Raw genomic sequence first — 20,387 nt, forward strand, 5'->3', positions numbered from 1 at the left:
CATGGTCGCGGCCATCTTCATCGCGTAACGGACACCGCCAGTGCTCACCCGCCGTTCCACTCTCGGCCTTCTCGCCGCAACCGCGATCCTGCCATCGCGTGCATTCGCTCACGTCGCGCCACCGCGAAATGAAATCCGTGACAGCCTCGCAAAGCGCTTCACTGACCTCGGCACGGCGGGGACGTTCGTCGGCTACAAGGTCGAGGACTATCTGGTCGTCGCCAGCGACAAGGAACGTTCGGGCGAGGCGAAGCTGCCGGCTTCGACCTTCAAGATTCCGAACTCGTTGATTGCGCTCGAAACCGGCGTGGTCACTGACCCCGACAAGGACGTATTTCCCTGGGACGGCGTGAAGCGTCCGATCGAGGCCTGGAACAAGGACCACACGCTGCGCAGCGCGATTCTCGTCAGCGCGGTGCCGGTCTATCAGGAGGTCGCGCGCCGGATCGGGCAAGAACGCATGCAAAAGTACGTCGATCTGTTCGACTATGGCAATCGCGACATCGGCGGCGGCATCGACCAGTTCTGGCTCACCGGCGCCTTGCGCATCGATCCGGTCGAGCAGGTCGATTTCATCGACCGGCTGCGCCGCCGCGCATTGCCGATCTCGAAACGCAGCCAGGATCTCGTCGCTGACATCCTGCCGGTGACCAAGGTCGGCGATAGCGTCATTCGCGCCAAGTCCGGGCTGCTTGGCGCCGAGCGCGGCGAGCCATCGCTTGGCTGGATGGTGGGCTGGGCCGAGAAGGGCGAAGCGCACACCGTGTTCGCGCTCAACATGGACTGCAAGGAGCCGCGCCTGGTCGGAGAGCGCATGCCGCTGACGCAAGCCTGCCTTGCCGAGATCGGCGCTATCTAGCGATACCGCGCTGGCGCCGCTCGACTAGCATCCCCGGGTCAAGAAAAACCGGGAGGAGAACATGAACTCAACGCCACTCTGGCTGCCGTCGCTCACGCTTGCCGCCGCAGGCGGCTGGCTCGCCGCCACGATGTTTGCCGGTCCCGTCACCAGCAGGGAGCCGCGCTTTCCTCAGCTCACCATGGACCAGCTCGACGCCAAGCAGAAGCCGCTCGGCGAGCAGATCATGAAGGTCTCGAGCGTCGGCATCGGCGGTCCCTACAACCCGATGATCCGCAGCCCGGTGCTCGGCCAGCGCCTGTTCGACCTGTTCCATTATCTGCGCTGGGAAACCTCGGTCCCGACAAAACTCAACGAGTTCGCCATCCTGATCATCGGGCGGCAATGGCGCTCGCAGGTCGAGTGGTACGCCCATGCGCCGCTCGCGGCGAAGGCGGGCCTGTCGCCCGACATCATCGCGGAGCTGAAGGCCAATAAGCGGCCTGCGAACATGGCCGAGGAGGAGGCCGTCGTCTACGACTTCGTCACCGAGCTCACCACGACGAAGAAGGTCGGCGACGAAACCTATGCGCGCGCGAAGAAGGTCTTCAACGACCAGCAGATCGTCGACCTCACCGCGCTCGCCGGCAATTACGTGATGGTCGCGATGTTGCTCGCAATGGCCGAAGAGACCGTGCCGCCGGACAAGCAGGAGCCGTTCAAGCCGGGCGAGCCGTAGCGGAGGCAGTTTTGTTGCGGCCATCCATCGAGACGCCCGCTTCGCAGGCTCCTCAGGATGAGGACTTGTTTGCGGTAAGAAGACAGACCCTCATTGTGGGGAGCCCGCAAAGCGGGCGTCTCGAACCATGCAGGCCGAGATGCTTCTCAACCCAGCTTGAACAGCGCCTGCAAAAACTCCTCCAGGGCTTTACGTGACTCGGCGGCAGTCGATGGATTGCCGCCGACATGCGGATTGAGCTCGACACAGGAATCCTGGTAGGTGAACGGCGCTTTCGTATCGCCGTTCATCAGGACGCCGCCATCGCCTTCGCGGATCTGGCAGTTGCGCACCGTCTGCGCGCCCGTGGACACGGCAATCGTATTGACGCCGAGCAGCCCACTGTCAAAACCATGCGCACTATCAGGATATTCGGTCAGCACCACGTCGCGGCCGGCCGTCTTGAGCCGCTCGACGAAGGCCTTGCAGCTCTTGACGGGATTGTAGTCGTCGGGCGTGCCGTGGAAGATGCGGATCGGGCGCGCGGCGATCTCCGTGTCGTTCTGATAGGTGGTCGAGCAGTCGGGGTAGAAGGGAATGTAAGCGGCGAACTGGATGCCTGACTTGTTCCAGAGCTTGTGGAAGCGGTCGAGGCTCGCATAGAGCGTCGCCTGTCCGTCACGTGAAAAGCCCATCAGCACGATGCGATCAGGATCGACGCGCGGATGTTTTGCGAGGATCTCGAGCGAGCGGTAGATGTCGATGACGAGGTTGAGCCGGCCGAGGAGGGCCTGGTTCGGACCCACCACCGTCAGCCCGCGGCCCGTAAAGCCGTCGATCACGAAGGTCGAGATGCCCATGGCGTTGAACGCGTGCACCCAGGCTTCGGTCGTTGCGCCGACGCCGCTCGAGCCGTGCATCAGCACCACGACGGCGAGTTTTCCGCTGCCTTGCGCCACACGCAGTTCGCCGGCGACCGTCACCGGCTTGCCGGCCGCGGCGTCACCGCTGAGGAATTGCTGATCGGAGAGGGTGAGCGAGGGGATCGGATAGATCTCGGCGCGGGTGGCGACTTCCCTGGGAAGCGATTGTGCGTGGGCGCCCATGTCGACGAACAGCGTTGAAATGCAGAGCGCCATGGCGACGCGGTATGCCAACGGCATCGGATCCTCCCCCGTGATTTTCAGTGAGTAAAACAACAGGCCCGCGCGCTGTCAATTTGACGCAGGCCGGCGGTTCGCCTCAGGCGGTGTCAGGCTTCTTCACCGTCAGTGCCTGGTCGATCGCAAAACCGCCAATCTCGCTCATCGCCTGCGAGATCACGTCGCCCTTGCGGGCAAAGCCGGCGGAGAGGAAATCGAACTGGGTGCGCGCCAGCCGCAGCACCTCGATTGGCACGGAGATGACGGTCTCGTTGAAATGGTCGATCGAGGCGTGCAGCGTCTCCAGCTCGCTTGTGACTTGGCCGATATGGCTTTCCGCATGCTGCATCAGGCCGAGCAGCTTGCCGCGCTCGGCATCGAATGCCGCGCGCTCGGCCGCCGCGGCCGCGGTGACTTCGGCAAGCTGGCTGCGCAGCCCGTCGATTTGCTTGACCATGGCGTCGGACGCCATCTCTCCGGCCTCGCGCAATTTGCTGTTGCGCGTGTTCTCTTCGTGCTCCCGGTGATAGAGGCGTTCCGCCGACATCGCCCGCTGCGTCAGCGACTCGATCAGCGCGGCGGCGCGCAGCAGCATTTCGCCGTTCCGCCCCGACACCATGCTGGCCATGCGCCGCAGGAAGTCGGTGGTTTCGGACGACGAGTTCGGCGGCAGGGGAACGACCGTCGCGGACATGAGGTGATGCTTGCAGCCGGAAATGATGACCGCCGCCGTACCGACTGAGCTCACGCAACATTCGGCGCCTGATCGTAAGCCTTGAGCAAGCCTGAATCGCCGCGCCCGGTCAACCGGGCGGGACCAGATTTGCAATTGCGTCAGCCGCTCTTCTGCTGGCCGATCCGCCCGAGATGGGTGAAGCCGAACCCGGCCGAGTATTTGAGGCCATAGCCCAGTGCCCGGTCGATGCCGATATGGGCGAGCCAGATCAAGGCGATGGACAGTGTGAGCGGCGAGGCGAGGCCGAAGCCGAGCGTCAGCAGCGCGAACGGCGCCATGTAGCTGTGGGCGGCGTTGTAGACCATCGCGCCGAGTTTGGCGTCGGCAAGATAGGCGAGAAAGCTCAGATCGGGGACAAGGAAGAGCAGGGCAAAGACCAGCCAGGAGCCGTCCCAGGTCCAGTAGAGCATCACCATCCCCACAAACAGGGTCAGGCCCTCCAGCCGCAGCAGGATGTTGACGCCGCCCGTCGCCGCGCCGGTCTCCGCCGTTCCTTCGGTCATGCTCGCCTCCTACGCAAAACTTTGAAATTCCTTGCGCTTTCCCGCTGCGGCAAGGCAGCCCTGCTGGGCCGAAAGCCGCTTCCCGGCCCGCAAAATGCCGTGTTAGAACCCCCGGCAATCGCATTTAGGCTAAGAACTGGCGGGAGCAAATGAAGAATATCCTGGACGCCCTTGAAGACCGTCGTGCCGGCGCAAAGCTCGGCGGCGGGGAGAAGCGCATCGAGGCGCAGCACGCCCGCGGCAAGCTGACCGCGCGTGAGCGCATCGAGCTCTTGCTCGACAAGGGATCGTTCGAGGAATTCGACATGTTCGTCGAGCACCGCTCCACCGAATTCGGCATGGAGAAGAACAAGGTGCCCGGCGACGGCGTCGTCACCGGCTGGGGCACCGTCAACGGCCGCAAGACGTTTGTCTTCGCCAAGGACTTCACAGTGTTCGGCGGCTCGCTGTCCGAGACCCACGCACTGAAGATCACCAAGTTGCAGGACATGGCGATGAAGGCGAGGGCGCCCATCATCGGCCTCTACGATGCGGGCGGCGCTCGCATCCAGGAAGGCGTCGCTGCCTTGGCCGGCTATTCCTACGTGTTCCGCCGCAACGTGCTCGCCTCCGGCGTAATCCCGCAGATCTCCGTCATCATGGGCCCCTGCGCCGGCGGCGACGTCTATTCGCCTGCGATGACCGACTTCATCTTCATGGTGAAGAACACCAGCTACATGTTCGTCACGGGCCCCGACGTGGTGAAGACCGTCACCAACGAGGTCGTCACCGCGGAAGAGCTTGGCGGCGCTTCCGTGCATGCCACGCGCTCCTCGATCGCCGACGGTGCCTTCGAGAACGACGTCGAGACGCTCTTGCAGATGCGGCGCCTGATCGACTTCCTGCCGTCCAACAACACTGACGGTGTGCCGGAATGGCCGAGCTTCGACGACATCGGCCGCGTCGACATGTCGCTCGACACGCTGATCCCCGACAATCCGAACAAGCCCTACGACATGAAGGAGCTGATCCTGAAGGTCGTGGACGAGGGCGACTTCTTCGAGATCGCGGACGCTTTTGCCAAGAACATCGTCACCGGCTTCGGCCGCATCGCGGGCCGCACGGTGGGCTTCGTCGCCAACCAGCCCATGGTGCTGGCCGGCGTGCTCGACTCCGACGCTTCGCGCAAGGCGGCGCGCTTCGTGCGTTTCTGCGATGCCTTCAACATCCCGATCGTCACCTTCGTCGACGTGCCGGGCTTCCTGCCGGGTACCGCGCAGGAATATGGCGGCCTGATCAAGCACGGCGCCAAGCTCTTGTTCGCCTATTCGCAGTGCACCGTGCCGCTGGTCACCATCATCACCCGCAAGGCGTATGGCGGCGCCTTCGACGTCATGGCCTCCAAGGAGATCGGCGCCGACATGAACTACGCCTGGCCGACCGCCCAGATCGCGGTGATGGGCGCCAAGGGCGCGGTCGAGATCATCTTCCGCGCCGACATCGGCGACCCCGACAAGATCGCCGCAAGAACCAAGGAATACGAAGACCGCTTCCTCTCCCCCTTCATCGCCGCCGAGCGCGGCTACATCGACGACGTCATCATGCCGCACTCGACCCGCAAGCGGATCGCGCGGGCGCTGTCGATGCTGAAGGACAAGAAGGTGGAAACGCCGGCGAAGAAGCACGACAATTTGCCGTTGTGAGGGCGAACTTGTAGCCCGGATGAGCGTAGCGGCATCCGGGTTTGTCTATCCAAGTCCCGCATGTCGCTTTGCTCATGCGGGCTACCGATTCTGTTTCTGAGTTGGCATCCTCGATCCAAATCCAATGACCGAAGACGATCCGACCGACGAGATTTCAGACATCGAAGCGCGGATCGAGGCTTTGGCCGAGATCGCCGAGCGATGCCGCAAGTACATCCTGGCGTCCAAGCTCGCGATCGGGGGCGGCGGCGCGCTGTTGTTGATCACGATCTTCGGTTTGCTTGGGATGGGTCAGACCGCCGCGCTCGGATCGATCGCTCTGGTGCTCGGCGGGATTGTCTCGCTCGGTTCGAACGTCAGCACGCTGCGGCAGACGGAGAGCGCGATTGGGGATGCGGAGGCGCTTCGGTCTCAACTGATCAGCCGCATTGACCTTCGCGTGGTCGCCGATACGCCGATGAAGCTCGTGTAACCGAGCAGCCTTACGCCGCAGCCCTGCGCGACAGCACCTGCAGCTCCTCGCGGCATTCGGCTGCAAACGCCTGAAGCTGCTCCGCAGTTTGCCGGTCGAGGATCGCCTTTGCCAGCCGTTCGGCGCGGGCAAGCTGGTCTCTGAGATATGCGATGCGGGCCATGTGTCACCTTCCGCAGGGATGATTTGATCGCCGTAACCCTACGGCCATCGCCGGATTCATTATGTGAGGCACGTCACATCTCACGCGGGCGCGGCGTCAGCGGGTCGCGTCCGCCGCCGCAAAATGCGCCATCTGGTCGGCGTGGGCCTTGGCGAAGGCCGGGCGGGCGGTGGCGCGCGCGACGTAGGCGCGGCAGGCGGGACTGTCTGCGAGGCCATCGAACTGATGGACGATGCGCAGCACGTCTGACATCAGGATGTCGGCGACGGAGAACGTGCCTGCCAACCATTCGCGGTTGGCCAGCACCGCCTCCATGTGCTTGAGGCGGAGTTTTAGGAAGTCGTCGACGAATTTCCACGCGGCCGTATCGCTCGGATGACCCATGAACTTCGACATCGTCCAGGGCAGGCTCGCCATCTCCACCGAATTGAGCGCGGCGAACAGCCATTCCGTGGCTTCGTTGCGGCCGCGCGGATCTGATGGCATCAGCTTCGCGCTGAGGCCGCCGAGATGCAGCAGGATCGCGCCGCTCTCGAAGATCGAGAGATCGCCGTCGGTCAGCCACGGCACCTGCCCGAACGGCTGGTGCGCAAGATGCTCGGCGCCGCGCCCGTCGAACGGCGCGCTCGCGACGCGATAGGGCAATGCGGCTTCTTCGAGCGCCCAGCGCACCCGAAGGTCGCGCACGAAACCGCGCGGGGGCGGGGGAACCCAGTCGAAGGTGGTGAGCGTGAGGTCGGGCATGTGGTGTCTCCGTCTGCTGTTCAGGCATAGGACGGGTGAGAGATGCGCGTTCCGACACCGGTGCCGTCCTTTTTTGTCGTCGCCGACGTAACCGGCTAGTCTCACCCCAAACAACAGGAGGAAATCCGATGCCGTCAGCCTTCTTCGTCGTCCGCGCCGTCGTCACCGATGCCGGCAAGCGCGCCGCCTTCGACAGATGGTACGAGACCGAACATCTGCCCGACGCGATGAAGGCGTTCGGTGTGAGCAAGGCCTGGCGGTTCTGGAGCCTCGACGATCCGTCACTGCATCAGGCGATGTATCAGTTCGAGAGCGAGGCTGCGCTGCATGCCATGTTGAAGGGCGATGCGCTGACGCAGCTGGTAGCCGATTTCAACCGCGATTGGCCCGACGTGACGCGCACGCGCGAGTTGCTGGTGCTGGCGCAGGAGTTTGGCAAGTAGCGCCCGGGCGGCGGGCTGTCACCGTCGGACTCGCAGCGAAGCTGAACGCGCGATTCAGCTTCGGTTCATGTCGTCACCACGACACTCGCCTCTGCATCACTGGCACGACCATCCAGGAGGAAAGAAGTCATGGAGCGCCGGAACTTTTTAAAATTTGCAATCGGTGTCGCGGCCGGAGCTGCCGCGTTCACGACCGCCGCAAAGGCTGCGCCGCTGGCGCCGCAGCCGCTCGGTGACCCCCGCATGCCGCAAGGCAATCCCGACGCTCATCCCGCAGTCACCAGCAGCGAAGAGGCCGCGCAGTTGAAGCCGGAGCAGGTGCACTGGCACGGCCGCCATCGCCATTGGGGTTGGCGCCGCCGTCACTGGGGCTGGCATCGCCGGCGATGGCACCGCCGCCATTGGTAAGCTTCGCGCACCAGGCTTGAACGGGGACCGCGATCGGCGGTCCCCGTTCTGATTCGAAACATCCCGGTGCGACGTCAGGCGTTCAAAAAGAAAATGGCCGCGCAGGCTTTCGCCGCGCGGCCATTTCGCAATGCGAAAAAAACGAGATCAGAACGGGCGGCAGCGGCCGGCGTACCAGCGGAAGCCGTAGGGGCACACACGCGCGCGCGGCACGACGACGACGGGGGCCGGCGCAACCATGATCGGACCCGGGCGGACAACGACCGGACCGCGCATCGGGCGGCAGCCGCCATAGGCGCCGCGATACCAGCCGGGGCCGCAACCGCCGGCGGCGCTGGCCGCCTCGCTGAAACCAACGACCGCGCTGGCGAGCATCACGGCGGCAAACAGGTATTTCATTTGATCTTCCTTCTCGTCCTTGGGTGTAGGTTTTGGGGGCAGGTAGGGGGGCTTGGCGCTTTTCGGCGCACCATGAATTAAAAGACACGATTCGACACGTTAAAATCCCAACATGCCGACACGACGCCAGCCAAATCTGCCAATCATGACCTGAATGCGGCATGAACATTCCCCGCACGCGGCTCCGGACGACAGCAATGACGCTAGCGGCCGAGAAAACCTAGCACCAGCTCCCTGTACTTCTCAGGCGCCTCCAGGAAGACGAGATGGCCAGTGTCCGGGATCACCTCGGCCTGCGCATTCGGCATCTTCGCCGCGAGTGCCTTCGCCAGCTCGGCGTTCTCTCCCATTTTCGCGCGCAGCGCCTCCGGCGCGTTCGGCCGGCCCGGAGCGTTGTGGTCGTCGGCGCCCATGATGAATAGCGTCGGCTCGGTGATCAGTGCGATCTCGTGCGCCACGGGCTCGCGATAGATCATCTGGCCGGAACTGACGAAGGCGCGCAGCCAGCGTGGATAGTCCGGGCTGCCCTTGATGTTGAAGCGGGCGTCGATGAACGGCGTGATCGCCTCAGCCGGCAGCTTGATGGCATAATTGGTCTGAAGCTGCTTGCGATAGCCATCGGCCGTGAGCTTGTCTTCGGTCTCGATCATCTTCTCGGTCGGCGTCGGCGGCACATAGAGGCGGTAATCTTCCAGTCCGATCGGGGCCGTCAGAACAAGGTGGGCGACGCGGTCGGGAAAGGCGCGGGCGATGCGGACGCCCAGCATGCCGCCGAGCGAATGGGCCACGATCTCGGCCTTGTCGATCTTCAGATGATCGAGCAGCGCGATGGTGTTGCGCGCCAGAGTGTCGAAATGGAGCTCGCCCGTCGGCTTGGAGGATTTGCCGAAGCCGATCTGGTCCGGCACCACGACGCGGTAACCGGCCTCGCTCAGCATCTTGATAACAGGCGCCCAGTAGCTCGACGGGAAATTGCGCCCGTGCAGCAGCACGACGGTGCGGCCGTTCGGCTGCGCAGGCGGCACGTCCATATAGGCCATGCTGAGCTGCTCGCTGTCATTGATCAGAGGCAGCAGGTGCACGGGATAGGGATAGGCAAAGCCTTCGAGCGCGATGCCGTAGGGTTCGCGCGGGGCGGTGTTGGCGGCGTGGGATGTAAGAGGAGCGGCGAGAAGAGCCGTGCAAAGCACGGCCGGGAGGAGGCGGATCATTGAAGGCTCTGAGTCATGTTAGCGCTAGGAGACACATTCTCCGTCATGCCCCGGGCTTGACCCGCCTGCGCGGCCGAAGCCGCTTCGGCGAGGCGAATGCCAGGGCATCCACGTGGTGCCGCGCAAACTGCACTAAAGATTGGGATGGCCGGGTCAAGCCCGGCCATGACGACGAGAGACGCTTACACGCGCTTGTGTTCAGTCCTTCGCAGTCCCGAACAAGGCGGCAAACTGCTTCTCGCCGGTGCGCGTAAAATTTACCACGCGGCTGCCGGGCGTGGCGTCGCGAGCGGCCCATTTCAGCTCGGCGAAACGCTGCATCATGGCGGCGCCCAGCGTGCCGGCGAGATGGTGACGCCGCTCGCTCCAGTCGAGGCAGGCCTTGCAGACCGGCCGGCGCGGATGGGCGAGCATGTCGGGCGAGATCTGCAAATGCTTCGCCAGGAAGCGCTCGCCCTCGGCCGTCAGCTCGATCTCCTGCTTCTTCTGCCTGACCAGGTTTTGCGCGCGGAGGGTGTCCAGCATCTGCACGCCGAGATCGCCGGCGAGATGGTCGTAGCAGATCCGGGCACGCCGCAGCGCCGGATCCTTCGGCCCGGTGCGCACGCGCATATGGCCGGTCCGCGCGGCGAGGCCCGCAAGCCCCTCCAGCACCCCGGCGACATCGTCGTCGGTGAGGCGGTAGTAGCGGTGGCGGCCCTGCTTCTCCGGCTCGATCAGGCCACCGGCCTCGAGCTTGGAAAGATGCGAGCTCGCGGTCTGCGGCGTGATGCCGGCCTCCTGCGCCAGCTCGCTCGCGGTGAGCGCGCGGCCGTTCATCAGCGCCGTGAGCATATTGGCGCGTGCGGGATCTCCGACGAGCGAGGCGATCATGGCGATGTCAGGACCTGATTTCATGCTTCGATGGTAGCCGAAGCATTGCGGTCGGGCAAGCGCGTAGCGTGGGTTGCTCGTTATTGCGAGGAGCCCGTGACAAAATTGCGAAGCAATTTTGCACTGGCGACGAAGCAATCCAGGCTGCCTCCGCAGAGGGATTCCTGGATTGCTTCGCTGCGCTCGCAATGGCGGTGTGGAACCAGAGGAGCCCATCATGTCCGTCACCGTCTTCATCCGCTACCAGCTCGATCCCTTCAAGCGCGCGCAGTTCGAGGAGTATTCGAAGCGCTGGCTCACCATCATCCCGAAATGCGGCGGCGATCTGATCGGCTATTTCATGCCGCACGAGGGCACCAACAATATCGCGTTCGCGCTGATCACCTTCGAGAGTCTGGCTGCGTATGAGGCCTATCGCGCCCGGCTGCGTCAGGATACGGAAGGTATGGCCAACTTCCACTTCGCCGAGGAGCACAAATTCATCCTCGCGGAAGAGCGCACGTTTCTGCGCCAAGTGGTTTTGTAAGTGGTATCGTAGGCCATCAACTCAAGGAGAGACGCCCATGATCGCCGTGATCTTCGAGGTCTGGCCGAAGCCGGAACACCGCCAGGATTATTTCGACCTCGCGGCCGACCTCAAGCCGATCCTGCAAACCATCGACGGCTTCATCTCGGTCGAGCGTTTCGAGAGCCTGACCGACAAGGGCAAGATCTTGTCGGTGTCGTTCTGGCGGGACGAGGCGGCCGTGCAAGCCTGGCGCAACACGATGGAGCATCGCCGCACTCAGGCCAAGGGCCGCGCAAAGATCTTCGCCGACTATCATTTGCGTATCGCCAGCGTCATCCGTGACTACAGCATGAATGATCGCGAGCAGGCGCCGAAGGACAGCCGCGCGGTGCACGACGCGCACTAGCGCTCGCGGCGGCACGTCCCCATCTCTGCGCGGCCAACAAGGGAGAGAAACATGCATGTGACAACTGCTGACAAGCGCGCGACCTTCAGAAAGATGCACGAGAGCGGCTGCTTCATCCTGCCCAATCCGGTCGACGTCGGCAGCGCGAAAGCGTTGCAGCATCTCGGTTTCAAGGCGCTGGCGTCGTCGAGTGCGGGCTTTGCCTGGACCATCGGCAAGGCCGACAACAAGGTCTCTGTCGAGGATGTCTGTCAGCATCTGGCAGCATTGAGCTCCTCCGTCGATATCCCCGTGAACGCGGATTTCGAGGGCGGCTTTGCGGTCGAGCCGGACAAGGTCGCGCACAATGTCGAGCGCTGTGTGCGCACCGGGGTTGCCGGCTTGTCGATCGAGGACTCCACTGGGGACAAGGACAAGCCGATCTACGAGCGCGCACTCGCAGTCGAGCGCATCAAGGCGTCGCGTAAGGCGATCGGCGATAGCGGCGCTCTGCTGGTTGGTCGCTGCGAGGCTTATCTGTGGGGCGTGACCGACCTCAAGCTCGTCATCGACCGGCTCACCGCTTACGCCGATGCCGGTGCCGACTGCCTTTACGCGCCGGGCCTGAAAACGCGCGAAGACATCGCGGCGGTGGTGAAGGCTGTCGCACCCAAACCGTTCAACCTGTTGATCGGCGGCTCCGGGCTGTCATTGCAGGAAGCTGCCGATCTTGGCGTGCGCCGGATCAGCGTCGGCGGTTCACTCGCTCGCGCCGCTTGGGGCGGCTTCATGCGGGCCGCGAAGGAAATGGCGGAGAAGGGGACCTTCGCGGAGCTGGCGAGCGGCTATCCCGGCGGCGAGCTCAACAAGATGTTCAGCTAAGACAAACGAAAGCGGCGGGATGTGAATCCCGCCGCTGTCGCATATTGTTGCAATTCGTTACTTCGCGCCGTCAGCCGGTGCCGGCGTATCTGGGGCCGGCTTGCTCGGCGCGGCGCCCGTGGTTACGCCCGGCCCGGTATTGGTGCGCGGCGTCACGTCGCGCATGCCGGGAGGTGCGGCCGGATTGGTAGCCGGTGCCTGCTGGGCGGTCTGCGTCGCCGGCGTGGTGCTGGCCTGGTTGCTGGTGCCAGTGTTGTTCAGGCCGTAGAATACGGCACCCAGCACCAAGGCGATTGCCACTGCGAACAGGGCTACCTTGCCGCTGGAGGCGGGGCCTTCGCCAAGCTCCGGGTCGACCTGAAGCTGGGCATCCCGTCGCGCCGCATTGCGATACTCATCATCGGCGAGATTCGGGCGGTACGGATCGTTGATAAAACGGTCGTCAGCCATCGATTGGTTCTCCTCGATTATTGCGGCGGGACAACCCGTGGATGCGAGATTCTGTTCCGCCCTCGTTAGTGCTTTCGTCGCATGTTGCGCCCGCGGGGAAATCGGGAACCTGTTCGCTGGGGAACCTGAAGCGTAAGCTCCGCTGACGGAAGGGAATAAAACGATGTGGGGCTTGCCGCCGAGCGATAGCGTGCTGCATCTGTTGTCGCTGGTTGCGGTCGCGGCGCAAGGCATGACCGCCGCGCTCGCTGCAGGCCGCCGCAGCATGGATTGGCTCGGCGTCTGCTTCCTCGGCTGCATCACCGCGCTCGGCGGCGGCACCTTGCGCGATCTCTTCCTGGGGCATTATCCGCTGGCCTGGGTGCAAAATCCCATCTACCTCGCACTCGCCGGGGGAGCTGCCTTCCTCACCATTCTGATAGCGCGGCTGGTGCACCGGTTGAAATTGGCCTTCATCGTGCTCGATGCCATCGGCCTCGTCGTCTTCACCATGACCGGCTGCGACATCGCCTGGCAGATGGATGCCACGCTGCCGATCGTCATCGTTTCCGGGATGGTGACCGGTTGTGCCGGCGGCGTCTTGCGGGACGTGCTCTGCAACGACGTGCCGCTGCTGTTTCGCTCCGAGCTCTATGCCAGCGTCTCGGTGGTGACGGGACTGTTCTATGCCACCGCGTTCGGTCTCAAGCCGAACGCCGAGCTCTGGACCATTTTGACATTCGCCCTCGGCATCAGCTTCCGCCTGCTCGCGGTGCGCTACAAATGGGAAATGCCGAAATTCGTCTTCACGGAAGAGGAGGAGCGGGAGCCTTGAGCTACGGCTCCTGCTTCCGCGCCCTCGCCACCTGCGCCGGCGTCACCAGCGGCGCGGCGTTGCCCCAGGAATTGCGGATGTAGTTCGTCACCGCCGCGACCTCTGCGTCGGACAGCTGGTTGGAATAGGCCGGCATCTCCCCGGTGTTGGGCGCGCGCGGGGTCGTCACGGTGTGGGCGCCGTCGAGGATGATGCGCAAGGTCGAGGACGGATTGACCGATTGCAGCAGCGCGTTGGCGGGCAGCGGCGGATAGATGCGCGGTGCGCCGGATCCGTCGGCCTCGTGGCAGGCGATGCAGAACTTGGCGTAGATGGCCTTGCCGGCCTTCATCTCGGCATCGTCAGGCGGCGTCACGATCGTCTCACGCCGTGCCGGCGGCAGGTTCTTCAGGTAAACCGCGATCGCGCGCACGTCGGCATCGCTCATCTTCGAAGTCGAATTGACGACCACCTCCGCCATCAGCCCGCTGGCATGGCTCCTGGCGTTGCGCCCGCTCTGAAGATATTCCGTGATGTCTTCGACACTCCACGATTTCAGCCCGGTGCGGGCGGCGCCATCGAGCCGTGGCGCGTACCAGCCGCCCACCTCGTTGCCCGCGAGGGCCTGCGCCTGCTTGTCCGCGCCAAAATAGTTCTTCGGCGTATGGCAGGCGCCGCAATGACCGAGCCCGGTGACGAGATAGCCGCCCCGATTCCACGCCGCGCTCTGGCTCTGGTCCGGTTCGAACAGGCCGGGTTTGAAATAGACCATGTTCCAGATCCGCATCAGGCCGCGATAGCCAAACGGCCAGCGTAGTTCCGGCGGCTTGTTGCGGCTGGTGACGGCCGCGAGCGTTCCGAGATAGGCCCGGATCGCCAGCGTGTCGTCCTTCGTCATCCGCGTGAAATAGGGGTAGGGGAACGCCGGGTAATAGTTGGAGCCGTCTGGGGCGACACCGGTGCGCACGGCGCGAGTGAAATCGGTGTCGGTCCAGGCGCCGATGCCGGTGTCGCGGTCCGGCGTCAGGTTCGGGGCATAGATCGCGCCGAATGGTGTGTCGATGCGCTTTCCGCCCGCGAACGGTTTGGCGGGATCGGCGGTGTGGCAGCCGGCACAGTCGCCGGCCTCCACCAGCGACTTGCCGTAGGCGATCAGCTCCGGTGACGGCTCGGCGGCGCCGGCCGCGCTCGCAACCGCACTGCACAACGCCAGGCCCACGAGAGCCAGGCCAGTGAGAATCGTCCGCATCGAAAGCCTCTCCTGCGACCCATCGACGCCGTCCCGGATGACGGGGCGTCAATTCGTTGCGCGACGGCGGGGGTATGGTGACACAAAATGAAAATCGCGGATGCCAATGCAGCCACGAAATTGCGATTTTTACCCGGCGCTCCCTTTGGTCCAGAATTGTGATGCGGAGCGTGAAATATCCGACATAGAGTGGCGGAAATGGTCGGCGCGCCCTAGCTAAAAACAACGGGCAGGCAACGGCTTAAGCAGCCAACGCTCAAAAGGGCGGAAGAGGACATAATGGGCATCAACCAGGGTCCGATCAGTCTCGATCAGAAATACACCCAGGACACCGGACATATTTTCACGACCGGCATTCAGGCTCTGGTCCGCCTGCCGATGGCCCAGATCCGGCGCGACCGTGCCGCGGGATTGAACACCGCCGGCTTCATCTCCGGCTATCGCGGCTCGCCGCTCGGCGGCTATGACCAGCAGCTCTTCGCCGCGCGCAACCATCTCGAGCAGTACAACATCAAATTCCAACCCGGCGTGAACGAGGATCTAGCCGCGACCGCGGTCTGGGGCTCGCAGCAGCTCAACCTCTCGCCCGGCGCCAAGTATGACGGCGTGGTCGGCATCTGGTACGGCAAGGGCCCCGGCGTCGATCGCTGCGGCGACGTCTTCCGCCACGGCAATGCCGCGGGCTCCGCCAAGAACGGCGGCGTCTTGTGTCTCGCCGGCGACGACCACGGCGCAAAATCCTCGACGGTCCCGCATCAATCCGACCACGCCTTCATGTCGGCGCTGATGCCCTATCTCTACCCGTCGAGCGTACACGAGATGATCGAGATGGGTCTTCTGGGTATCGCGATGTCGCGCTACTCGGGCTGCTGGGTCGGCATGAAGGTGATCACGGAGACGGTGGAGACCACCGCCGAGATCGACCTCACCGACGAGATGACGCCGTTCGTGATCCCGACCGATTTCGAGATGCCCGAAGGCGGCCTCAATCTGCGCTGGCCCGACGACCGCTTCGCCCAGGACCGCCGCCTGCAGGACTACAAGGGCTTTGCCGCGATCGCCTTTGCACGCGCCAACAAGGTCAATCGCATCACCATGGATTCGCCCAACGCCCGCTACGGCATCATGGCGTCCGGCAAGAGCTACGAGGATATCCGGCAGGCGCTGCGCGAGCTCGGGATTACGCCCGAGGTCGCCGCCAAGATCGGGCTTCGATTGTACAAGATCGGCATGCCCTGGCCTCTGGAGCCGGAAGGCGTCAGGCAATTCGCCGTGGGCCTCGAGGAAATCTTCATCATCGAAGAGCGCCGCGAGATCGTCGAGAACCAAGTGAAGCAGGAGCTGTTCAACTGGCGCGACGATGTCCGTCCCCGCATCATCGGCAAGATGGACGACCACGACAAGCGCTTCCTCCCCTTTGCCGAAGAACTCAGCGTCGCCTCACTGGCCAGCTCGCTCACCGAGCGGCTGCTTCGACTTGATCTCAATCCCGAAATTGCAACGATGCTGCGCGCCAAGGCCGATTGGTTCAACGGCCGCCAGGCGTCGCAAATGCAGGCGACCGCGCCTGTCGCCCGCACCCCCTATTTCTGCTCCGGCTGCCCGCACAACACCTCGACCAAGGTGCCCGAAGGCAGTCGCGCCTTTGCCGGCATCGGGTGCCACTTCATGGCACTGTGGATGGATCGCTCCACCGAGACCTTCACCCACATGGGCGGCGAGGGTGTGCCGTGGGTCGGCGTTGCCCCCTTCACAAAGGAAGAGCACGTCTTCGCCAATCTCGGCGACGGCACGTATTTCCACTCCGGCAGCCTCGCGATCCGCCAGGCGATCGCCTCCGGCGCCAACATCACCTATAAGATCCTCTACAACGACGCGACCGCGATGACCGGCGGCCAGCATGTCGACGGGGAATTGTCGCCGCAGCAGATCACCTTTCAGCTACACAGCGAAGGCATCCGCGAGATCTATCTGGTCTCAGAAAATCCCGACGCCTATCCGGCGAACGAGATCGCGCCCGGCGTCAAGACCGCGCATCGTGACGAACTCGACGCGGTCCAGAAGACCCTGCGGAAGGTCAAGGGCGCGTCCGCGATCGTGTTCGTGCAGACTTGCGCCGCCGAGAAGCGGCGCCGCCGCAAGCGCGGCACGATGGAGGATCCGGCGCGCCGTGTGCTGATCAATCCTGCCGTGTGTGAAGGCTGCGGCGATTGCTCGGTGCAATCGAACTGCATTTCGGTCGAGCCGCTCGAGACCGAGTTCGGCCGCAAGCGCGCCATCAACCAGTCGACCTGCAACAAGGATTATTCCTGCGTCAAAGGCTTTTGTCCGTCCTTCGTCACCGTCGACGGCGGCAAGATGCGCAAGCGCGCGCCGGCGGGCGTCGGCGATATCGGCGATCTGCCCGAGCCGGCATCGCGCCCCAACCTGGACAAGCCCTACAACATCGCTGTCGGCGGCGTCGGCGGGACCGGCGTGCTGACCATCGGCGCGCTGCTCGGCATGGCCGCCCATATCGAGGGCAAGGCCTCGATGATCCTCGATATGTCGGGCCTGGCGCAAAAGGGTGGGGCGGTGCTGAGCCACGTCCGCCTGTCCGATCATCCGGCAGAGGTGACCTGCTCGCGCATCGTCACGGGCACGGCCGATGTCGTGCTCGCCGCCGATGAGGTGGTCGCGGTTGCCAAGGACACCATCTCACTCTGCGACACCAGCCGCACCCGCGGCATCATCAACAGCCACGTCATTCCCACCGCCGACTTCGTTCTCAACCGCGATTTCAACTTCCAGACCCGCAAGCTGAACGGGCTGCTGGAAACCGCGCTGCACAAGGACTCGGTATTCTTCGACTTCACCAAGCCGGCCGAACAGCTGCTCGGCGACAGCATCGCCACCAACATGATGATGATGGGCTACGCCTATCAGAAGGGCCTCTTGCCGTTGTCAGCGGAGTCGATCGAGCAGGCGATCGAGGTCAACGGCGTCTCGATCAAGATGAACAAGGAAGCCTTCCGCCTCGGCCGCCTCGCGGTCGCCGATCCCGCACGGCTTGCCGGCATGCTGAAGGGAACGGATGAGGTCGTTGCGCCCAAGTCCCTGGACGCAATGACGCTCGACGAGGTCATCGAGCATCGCACCAGGCATCTCACGGCGTACCAGAACGGCCGCCTCGCGAAACGCTACCGCAAGCTGGTCGATCAGGTCAGCGACGTCGCCAGGCAGGGCGGCTATGACGAGGCGCTGACCCGCGCCGTTGCGGTCAACTACGCCAAGCTGCTGGCCTACAAGGACGAATACGAGGTCGCGCGCCTCTACACCGATAGCGCCTTCGAAAAGCAGCTCCGCGACCAGTTCGAAGGCGACTTCAAGTTCAACTTCAACCTGGCCCCGCCCATTCTGAGCAGGGGCGTCGATGCGCTCGGCCGCCCGAAGAAGCGCGCCTTCGGCCCGTGGATGCTTCCGGTGTTCCGCGTGCTGGCAAAATTTAAGTTCCTGCGCGGCACGCCGCTCGACATCTTCGGTCGCAGTGCCGACCGCAAGCTCGAGCGCGATCTGATCGCCGGCTACGAGAAGGACGTCGCCACCGTGCTCGGCCTGCTGTCGCCGCTGACGATCGATACCGCGGTGGAGCTGCTCTCGCTGCCCGACCGCATCCGCGGCTACGGCCCGGTGAAGGAGAAGGCCGTAGCAGACGCCAAGGCCCGCTACGCCCAGCTCGCCGCCGACCTCGCGAACCCGCCGCCGGCGCCGAGGCAGATCGCGGCGGAGTAGAATTTTCGTGGGGTGGACTCGCTAATCCACCCTGCAAATTCCTGTTTGAAATCAACCACCGTTCTACTGTGCATGGGGTTGTTTTCGCGAAAAAACATTTTTCGATAAAACGAAATCACTTGTGCCGTCGGGCAAAACAGCTTTAGGGTTCTGCCCGTCGTTCCCATCATTGCGAGCGCAGCGAAGCAATTCCAGAGTGCGTCCGCGGAAAGATTCCTGGATTGCTTCGCTGCGCTCGCAACGACGACTGCGGCAGCAGGGCCTTCCACCGCACCTCGGATGATGCGGCGGCCATTTGCGCCAGCCCGCTGCCCTCTCGCCCGACGGAATATTTCCGCGCTTGCCAACAGGGCGGCAGCGGTTCAGAAAAAACCGGAAGTGAGAAACGCCAGCGGAGACCTTATTTGACCATCAAGGGCAAGGCCTACATTGCCGGGATCTACGAACACCCGACCCGGCACGCGCCGGACAAATCCACCGCGCAGCTCCATGCCGAGGTCGCCAAGGGCGCGATCGAGGATGCCGGGCTCAGCAAGGACGACGTCGACGGCTATTTCTGCGCGGGCGACGCCCCGGGCGGCGCCTGGCCGATGGTCGATTATCTCGGCCTCAATACCAAGAAACTGCGCCATGTCGATTCAACCGAGACCGGCGGCTGCTCCTACATCATCCATCTCGGCCACGCCGCTGAAGCGATTGCCGCGGGCAAGTGCTCGATCGCGCTGATCACGCTGGCCGGCAAGCCGCGCACCGGGGCGATGCCGCCGCGCGCGGCCGGCGCCGAGGCCGATTTCGAGACGGCTTACGGCGCGACCACGCACAATGCCTACGGCATGTGTGCCATGCGCCACATGCACGACTATGACACCACCAGCGAGCAGCTCGCCTGGATCAAGGTCGCGGCCTCGCACCATGCGCAATACAATCCGCATGCGATGCTCAAGGACGTCGTGACCGTCGAGGACGTCCTGAACTCGCCGATGATCTCTGATCCCTTGCATCGCATGGATTGCTGCGTGGTCTCCGACGGCGGCGGCGCGCTGATCGTGACCACGCCTGAAATCGCCAAGAGCCTGAAGAAGCCTTTGGTCAAGCTGATCGGACATGGCGAGGCGATGAAGGGCCCGCGCGGCGGCAAGGATCTCGACCTCACATACTCCGCCGGCATCTGGTCCGGCCCGCGTGCCTTCGAGGAAGCCGGCATCACGCCGAAGGACATCAAATACGCCTCGATCTACGACAGCTTCACCATCACCGTCCTGATGCAGCTCGAAGACCTCGGCTTCTGCAAGAAAGGTGAGGGCGGCAAGTTCGTCGCCGACGGCAATCTGATCTCGGGCGTCGGCAAGCTACCGTTCAACACCGATGGCGGTGGCCTCTGCAGCAACCATCCCGTCAATCGCGGCGGCATGACCAAGATCCTCGAGGCCGTGCGGCAACTGCGCGGCGAGGCGCATCCGAAGGTGCAGGTCAAGAATTGCGATCTCGCCATCGCCCACGGCACCGGCGGCCTTTTGGGTGTTCGCCACGCCGCCTCGACGGCCATTCTGGAGCGCGTGTGATGAGCGAAGCCAAGAAATATCCGGCCCCGGTGACGAACCCTGAGACAGCCGCGTTCTGGGATGCGGCCAAAGAGGGCAGGTTCATGATCAAGCGCTGCACCGCGTGCGGCGAGGCGCACTATTTCCCGCGTGCGATCTGCCCGTTCTGCTACTCCGACAAGACGGTGTGGGAGCAGTCTTCGGGCGAGGGTACGATCTACACCTACAGCTTGATGCGGAAGTCGCCGACCGGCCCTTACGCGATCGGCTACGTCACGCTGAAGGAAGGCCCATCGCTCCAGACCAATTTCGTCGATTGCGATCTGACGACGTTGAAGATCGGCCAGAAGGTGAAGGTGGTGTTCAAGCCGACCGACGGCGCGCCGCTGCCGTTTTTTACGCCGGCGTAGTCGCTTTCTTCCCTTCTCCCCTTGCGGGAGAAGGTGGCGCGAAGCGCCGGATGAGGGGTCTCTCTC

The 20,387-nt window shown here is 63.8% G+C and carries 23 protein-coding genes; 13 read left to right on the forward strand and 10 right to left on the reverse strand.

Features of this window, described 5'->3' with window-relative positions; all coding sequences use genetic code 11:
• Positions 1-40 precede the first annotated feature (40 nt).
• Positions 41-859: a penicillin-binding transpeptidase domain-containing protein gene (locus IVB42_RS10370; RefSeq protein ID WP_247394775.1), complete on the forward strand. Its 819-nt coding sequence runs from the start codon at positions 41-43 to the stop codon at positions 857-859.
• A 61-nt stretch (positions 860-920) separates the two neighbouring features.
• Positions 921-1,577, forward strand: coding sequence for a carboxymuconolactone decarboxylase family protein (locus tag IVB42_RS10375; RefSeq protein WP_247362381.1), 657 nt, complete (start codon positions 921-923; stop codon positions 1,575-1,577).
• Positions 1,578-1,723: 146 nt separating this feature from the next.
• On the opposite strand, the gene IVB42_RS10380 is transcribed toward IVB42_RS10375, so the two are convergent.
• From IVB42_RS10380 to IVB42_RS10390, 3 genes are all read right to left on the reverse strand, one after another.
• The gene (locus IVB42_RS10380) at positions 1,724-2,719 is read right to left on the reverse strand and encodes a dienelactone hydrolase family protein (protein WP_247392945.1); all 996 of its coding nucleotides are present in this window, start codon (positions 2,717-2,719) and stop codon (positions 1,724-1,726) included.
• Between the two features lie 79 nt (positions 2,720-2,798).
• Positions 2,799-3,392 (reverse strand): hypothetical protein, encoded by a 594-nt coding sequence (locus IVB42_RS10385; protein WP_247392992.1) that lies wholly within the window; start codon positions 3,390-3,392, stop codon positions 2,799-2,801.
• Positions 3,393-3,532: 140 nt separating this feature from the next.
• Positions 3,533-3,937 (reverse strand): DUF4260 domain-containing protein, encoded by a 405-nt coding sequence (locus tag IVB42_RS10390; RefSeq protein ID WP_247470110.1) that lies wholly within the window; start codon positions 3,935-3,937, stop codon positions 3,533-3,535.
• Between the two features lie 149 nt (positions 3,938-4,086).
• On the opposite strand from IVB42_RS10390, the gene IVB42_RS10395 reads away from it, so the two are divergent.
• The gene (locus tag IVB42_RS10395) at positions 4,087-5,619 is read left to right on the forward strand and encodes an acyl-CoA carboxylase subunit beta (protein ID WP_007603066.1); all 1,533 of its coding nucleotides are present in this window, start codon (positions 4,087-4,089) and stop codon (positions 5,617-5,619) included.
• A 124-nt stretch (positions 5,620-5,743) separates the two neighbouring features.
• Positions 5,744-6,091 carry a hypothetical protein gene (locus IVB42_RS10400; RefSeq protein WP_247336092.1) on the forward strand — a complete coding sequence of 116 codons (348 nt, stop codon included), beginning with the start codon at positions 5,744-5,746 and terminating at the stop codon, positions 6,089-6,091.
• 10 nt (positions 6,092-6,101) lie between these two features.
• Here IVB42_RS10400 and IVB42_RS10405 read toward each other — a convergent pair whose 3' ends face one another.
• Complete coding sequence (locus IVB42_RS10405; protein ID WP_018456483.1) at positions 6,102-6,254, reverse strand: hypothetical protein; 153 nt, start codon at positions 6,252-6,254, stop codon at positions 6,102-6,104.
• A gap of 96 nt (positions 6,255-6,350) precedes the next feature.
• Positions 6,351-6,998: a glutathione S-transferase family protein gene (locus IVB42_RS10410; RefSeq protein WP_247362387.1), complete on the reverse strand. Its 648-nt coding sequence runs from the start codon at positions 6,996-6,998 to the stop codon at positions 6,351-6,353.
• A gap of 128 nt (positions 6,999-7,126) precedes the next feature.
• On the opposite strand from IVB42_RS10410, the gene IVB42_RS10415 reads away from it, so the two are divergent.
• Together IVB42_RS10415 and IVB42_RS10420 are read left to right on the forward strand one after the other, a co-directional pair.
• Complete coding sequence (locus IVB42_RS10415; protein ID WP_247362390.1) at positions 7,127-7,441, forward strand: hypothetical protein; 315 nt, start codon at positions 7,127-7,129, stop codon at positions 7,439-7,441.
• Positions 7,442-7,570: 129 nt separating this feature from the next.
• A complete protein-coding gene (locus IVB42_RS10420) occupies positions 7,571-7,849 on the forward strand; it encodes a twin-arginine translocation signal domain-containing protein (RefSeq protein WP_018456486.1) in 279 nt (92 codons plus the stop codon).
• Between the two features lie 147 nt (positions 7,850-7,996).
• Here IVB42_RS10420 and IVB42_RS10425 read toward each other — a convergent pair whose 3' ends face one another.
• The 3 genes from IVB42_RS10425 to IVB42_RS10435 form a co-directional block, all read right to left on the reverse strand.
• Positions 7,997-8,248: a hypothetical protein gene (locus IVB42_RS10425; RefSeq protein ID WP_247362394.1), complete on the reverse strand. Its 252-nt coding sequence runs from the start codon at positions 8,246-8,248 to the stop codon at positions 7,997-7,999.
• A gap of 203 nt (positions 8,249-8,451) precedes the next feature.
• Positions 8,452-9,459 (reverse strand): alpha/beta hydrolase, encoded by a 1,008-nt coding sequence (locus IVB42_RS10430; protein ID WP_275995258.1) that lies wholly within the window; start codon positions 9,457-9,459, stop codon positions 8,452-8,454.
• A 198-nt stretch (positions 9,460-9,657) separates the two neighbouring features.
• Positions 9,658-10,356 (reverse strand): winged helix-turn-helix domain-containing protein, encoded by a 699-nt coding sequence (locus IVB42_RS10435; RefSeq protein ID WP_018456488.1) that lies wholly within the window; start codon positions 10,354-10,356, stop codon positions 9,658-9,660.
• Between the two features lie 193 nt (positions 10,357-10,549).
• Here IVB42_RS10435 and IVB42_RS10440 point away from each other — a divergent pair, with 193 nt between their 5' ends.
• From IVB42_RS10440 to IVB42_RS10450, 3 genes are read left to right on the forward strand one after another with little or no spacing between them, the layout of a single operon-like run.
• Entirely contained in the window at positions 10,550-10,858 is a 309-nt protein-coding gene (locus IVB42_RS10440; protein WP_007603076.1) for an NIPSNAP family protein, read from the forward strand.
• A gap of 37 nt (positions 10,859-10,895) precedes the next feature.
• Positions 10,896-11,246, forward strand: coding sequence for an antibiotic biosynthesis monooxygenase (locus tag IVB42_RS10445; protein ID WP_007603077.1), 351 nt, complete (start codon positions 10,896-10,898; stop codon positions 11,244-11,246).
• Between the two features lie 51 nt (positions 11,247-11,297).
• A complete protein-coding gene (locus IVB42_RS10450; protein ID WP_247362399.1) occupies positions 11,298-12,107 on the forward strand; it encodes an isocitrate lyase/phosphoenolpyruvate mutase family protein in 810 nt (269 codons plus the stop codon).
• Positions 12,108-12,164: 57 nt separating this feature from the next.
• Here IVB42_RS10450 and IVB42_RS10455 read toward each other — a convergent pair whose 3' ends face one another.
• Positions 12,165-12,557 carry a hypothetical protein gene (locus tag IVB42_RS10455; protein ID WP_027567464.1) on the reverse strand — a complete coding sequence of 131 codons (393 nt, stop codon included), beginning with the start codon at positions 12,555-12,557 and terminating at the stop codon, positions 12,165-12,167.
• Between the two features lie 163 nt (positions 12,558-12,720).
• Between IVB42_RS10455 and IVB42_RS10460 the strand changes: the two genes are divergently transcribed.
• Entirely contained in the window at positions 12,721-13,371 is a 651-nt protein-coding gene (locus IVB42_RS10460; RefSeq protein ID WP_247362400.1) for a trimeric intracellular cation channel family protein, read from the forward strand.
• Between the two features lies 1 nt (position 13,372).
• Here the strand turns inward: IVB42_RS10460 and IVB42_RS10465 are convergent, their stop codons facing one another.
• A complete protein-coding gene (locus IVB42_RS10465; protein ID WP_247362403.1) occupies positions 13,373-14,599 on the reverse strand; it encodes a c-type cytochrome in 1,227 nt (408 codons plus the stop codon).
• 279 nt (positions 14,600-14,878) lie between these two features.
• Here IVB42_RS10465 and IVB42_RS10470 point away from each other — a divergent pair, with 279 nt between their 5' ends.
• The 3 genes from IVB42_RS10470 to IVB42_RS10480 all read left to right on the forward strand — a co-directional run bounded on the left by IVB42_RS10470 (position 14,879) and on the right by IVB42_RS10480 (position 20,321).
• Positions 14,879-18,370, forward strand: coding sequence for an indolepyruvate ferredoxin oxidoreductase family protein (locus tag IVB42_RS10470; protein WP_247362406.1), 3,492 nt, complete (start codon positions 14,879-14,881; stop codon positions 18,368-18,370).
• Positions 18,371-18,774: 404 nt separating this feature from the next.
• A complete protein-coding gene (locus IVB42_RS10475) occupies positions 18,775-19,932 on the forward strand; it encodes a thiolase domain-containing protein (protein ID WP_247392949.1) in 1,158 nt (385 codons plus the stop codon).
• Positions 19,932-20,321, forward strand: a complete 390-nt coding sequence (locus IVB42_RS10480) for an OB-fold domain-containing protein (protein WP_018456495.1) — start codon at positions 19,932-19,934, stop codon at positions 20,319-20,321. The genes IVB42_RS10475 and IVB42_RS10480 overlap by 1 nt, the downstream gene beginning before the upstream one ends.
• Positions 20,322-20,387 lie beyond the last annotated feature (66 nt).

The organism is Bradyrhizobium sp. 45 (genome assembly GCF_023073155.1).
GTDB lineage: Bacteria > Pseudomonadota > Alphaproteobacteria > Rhizobiales > Xanthobacteraceae > Bradyrhizobium > Bradyrhizobium canariense_D.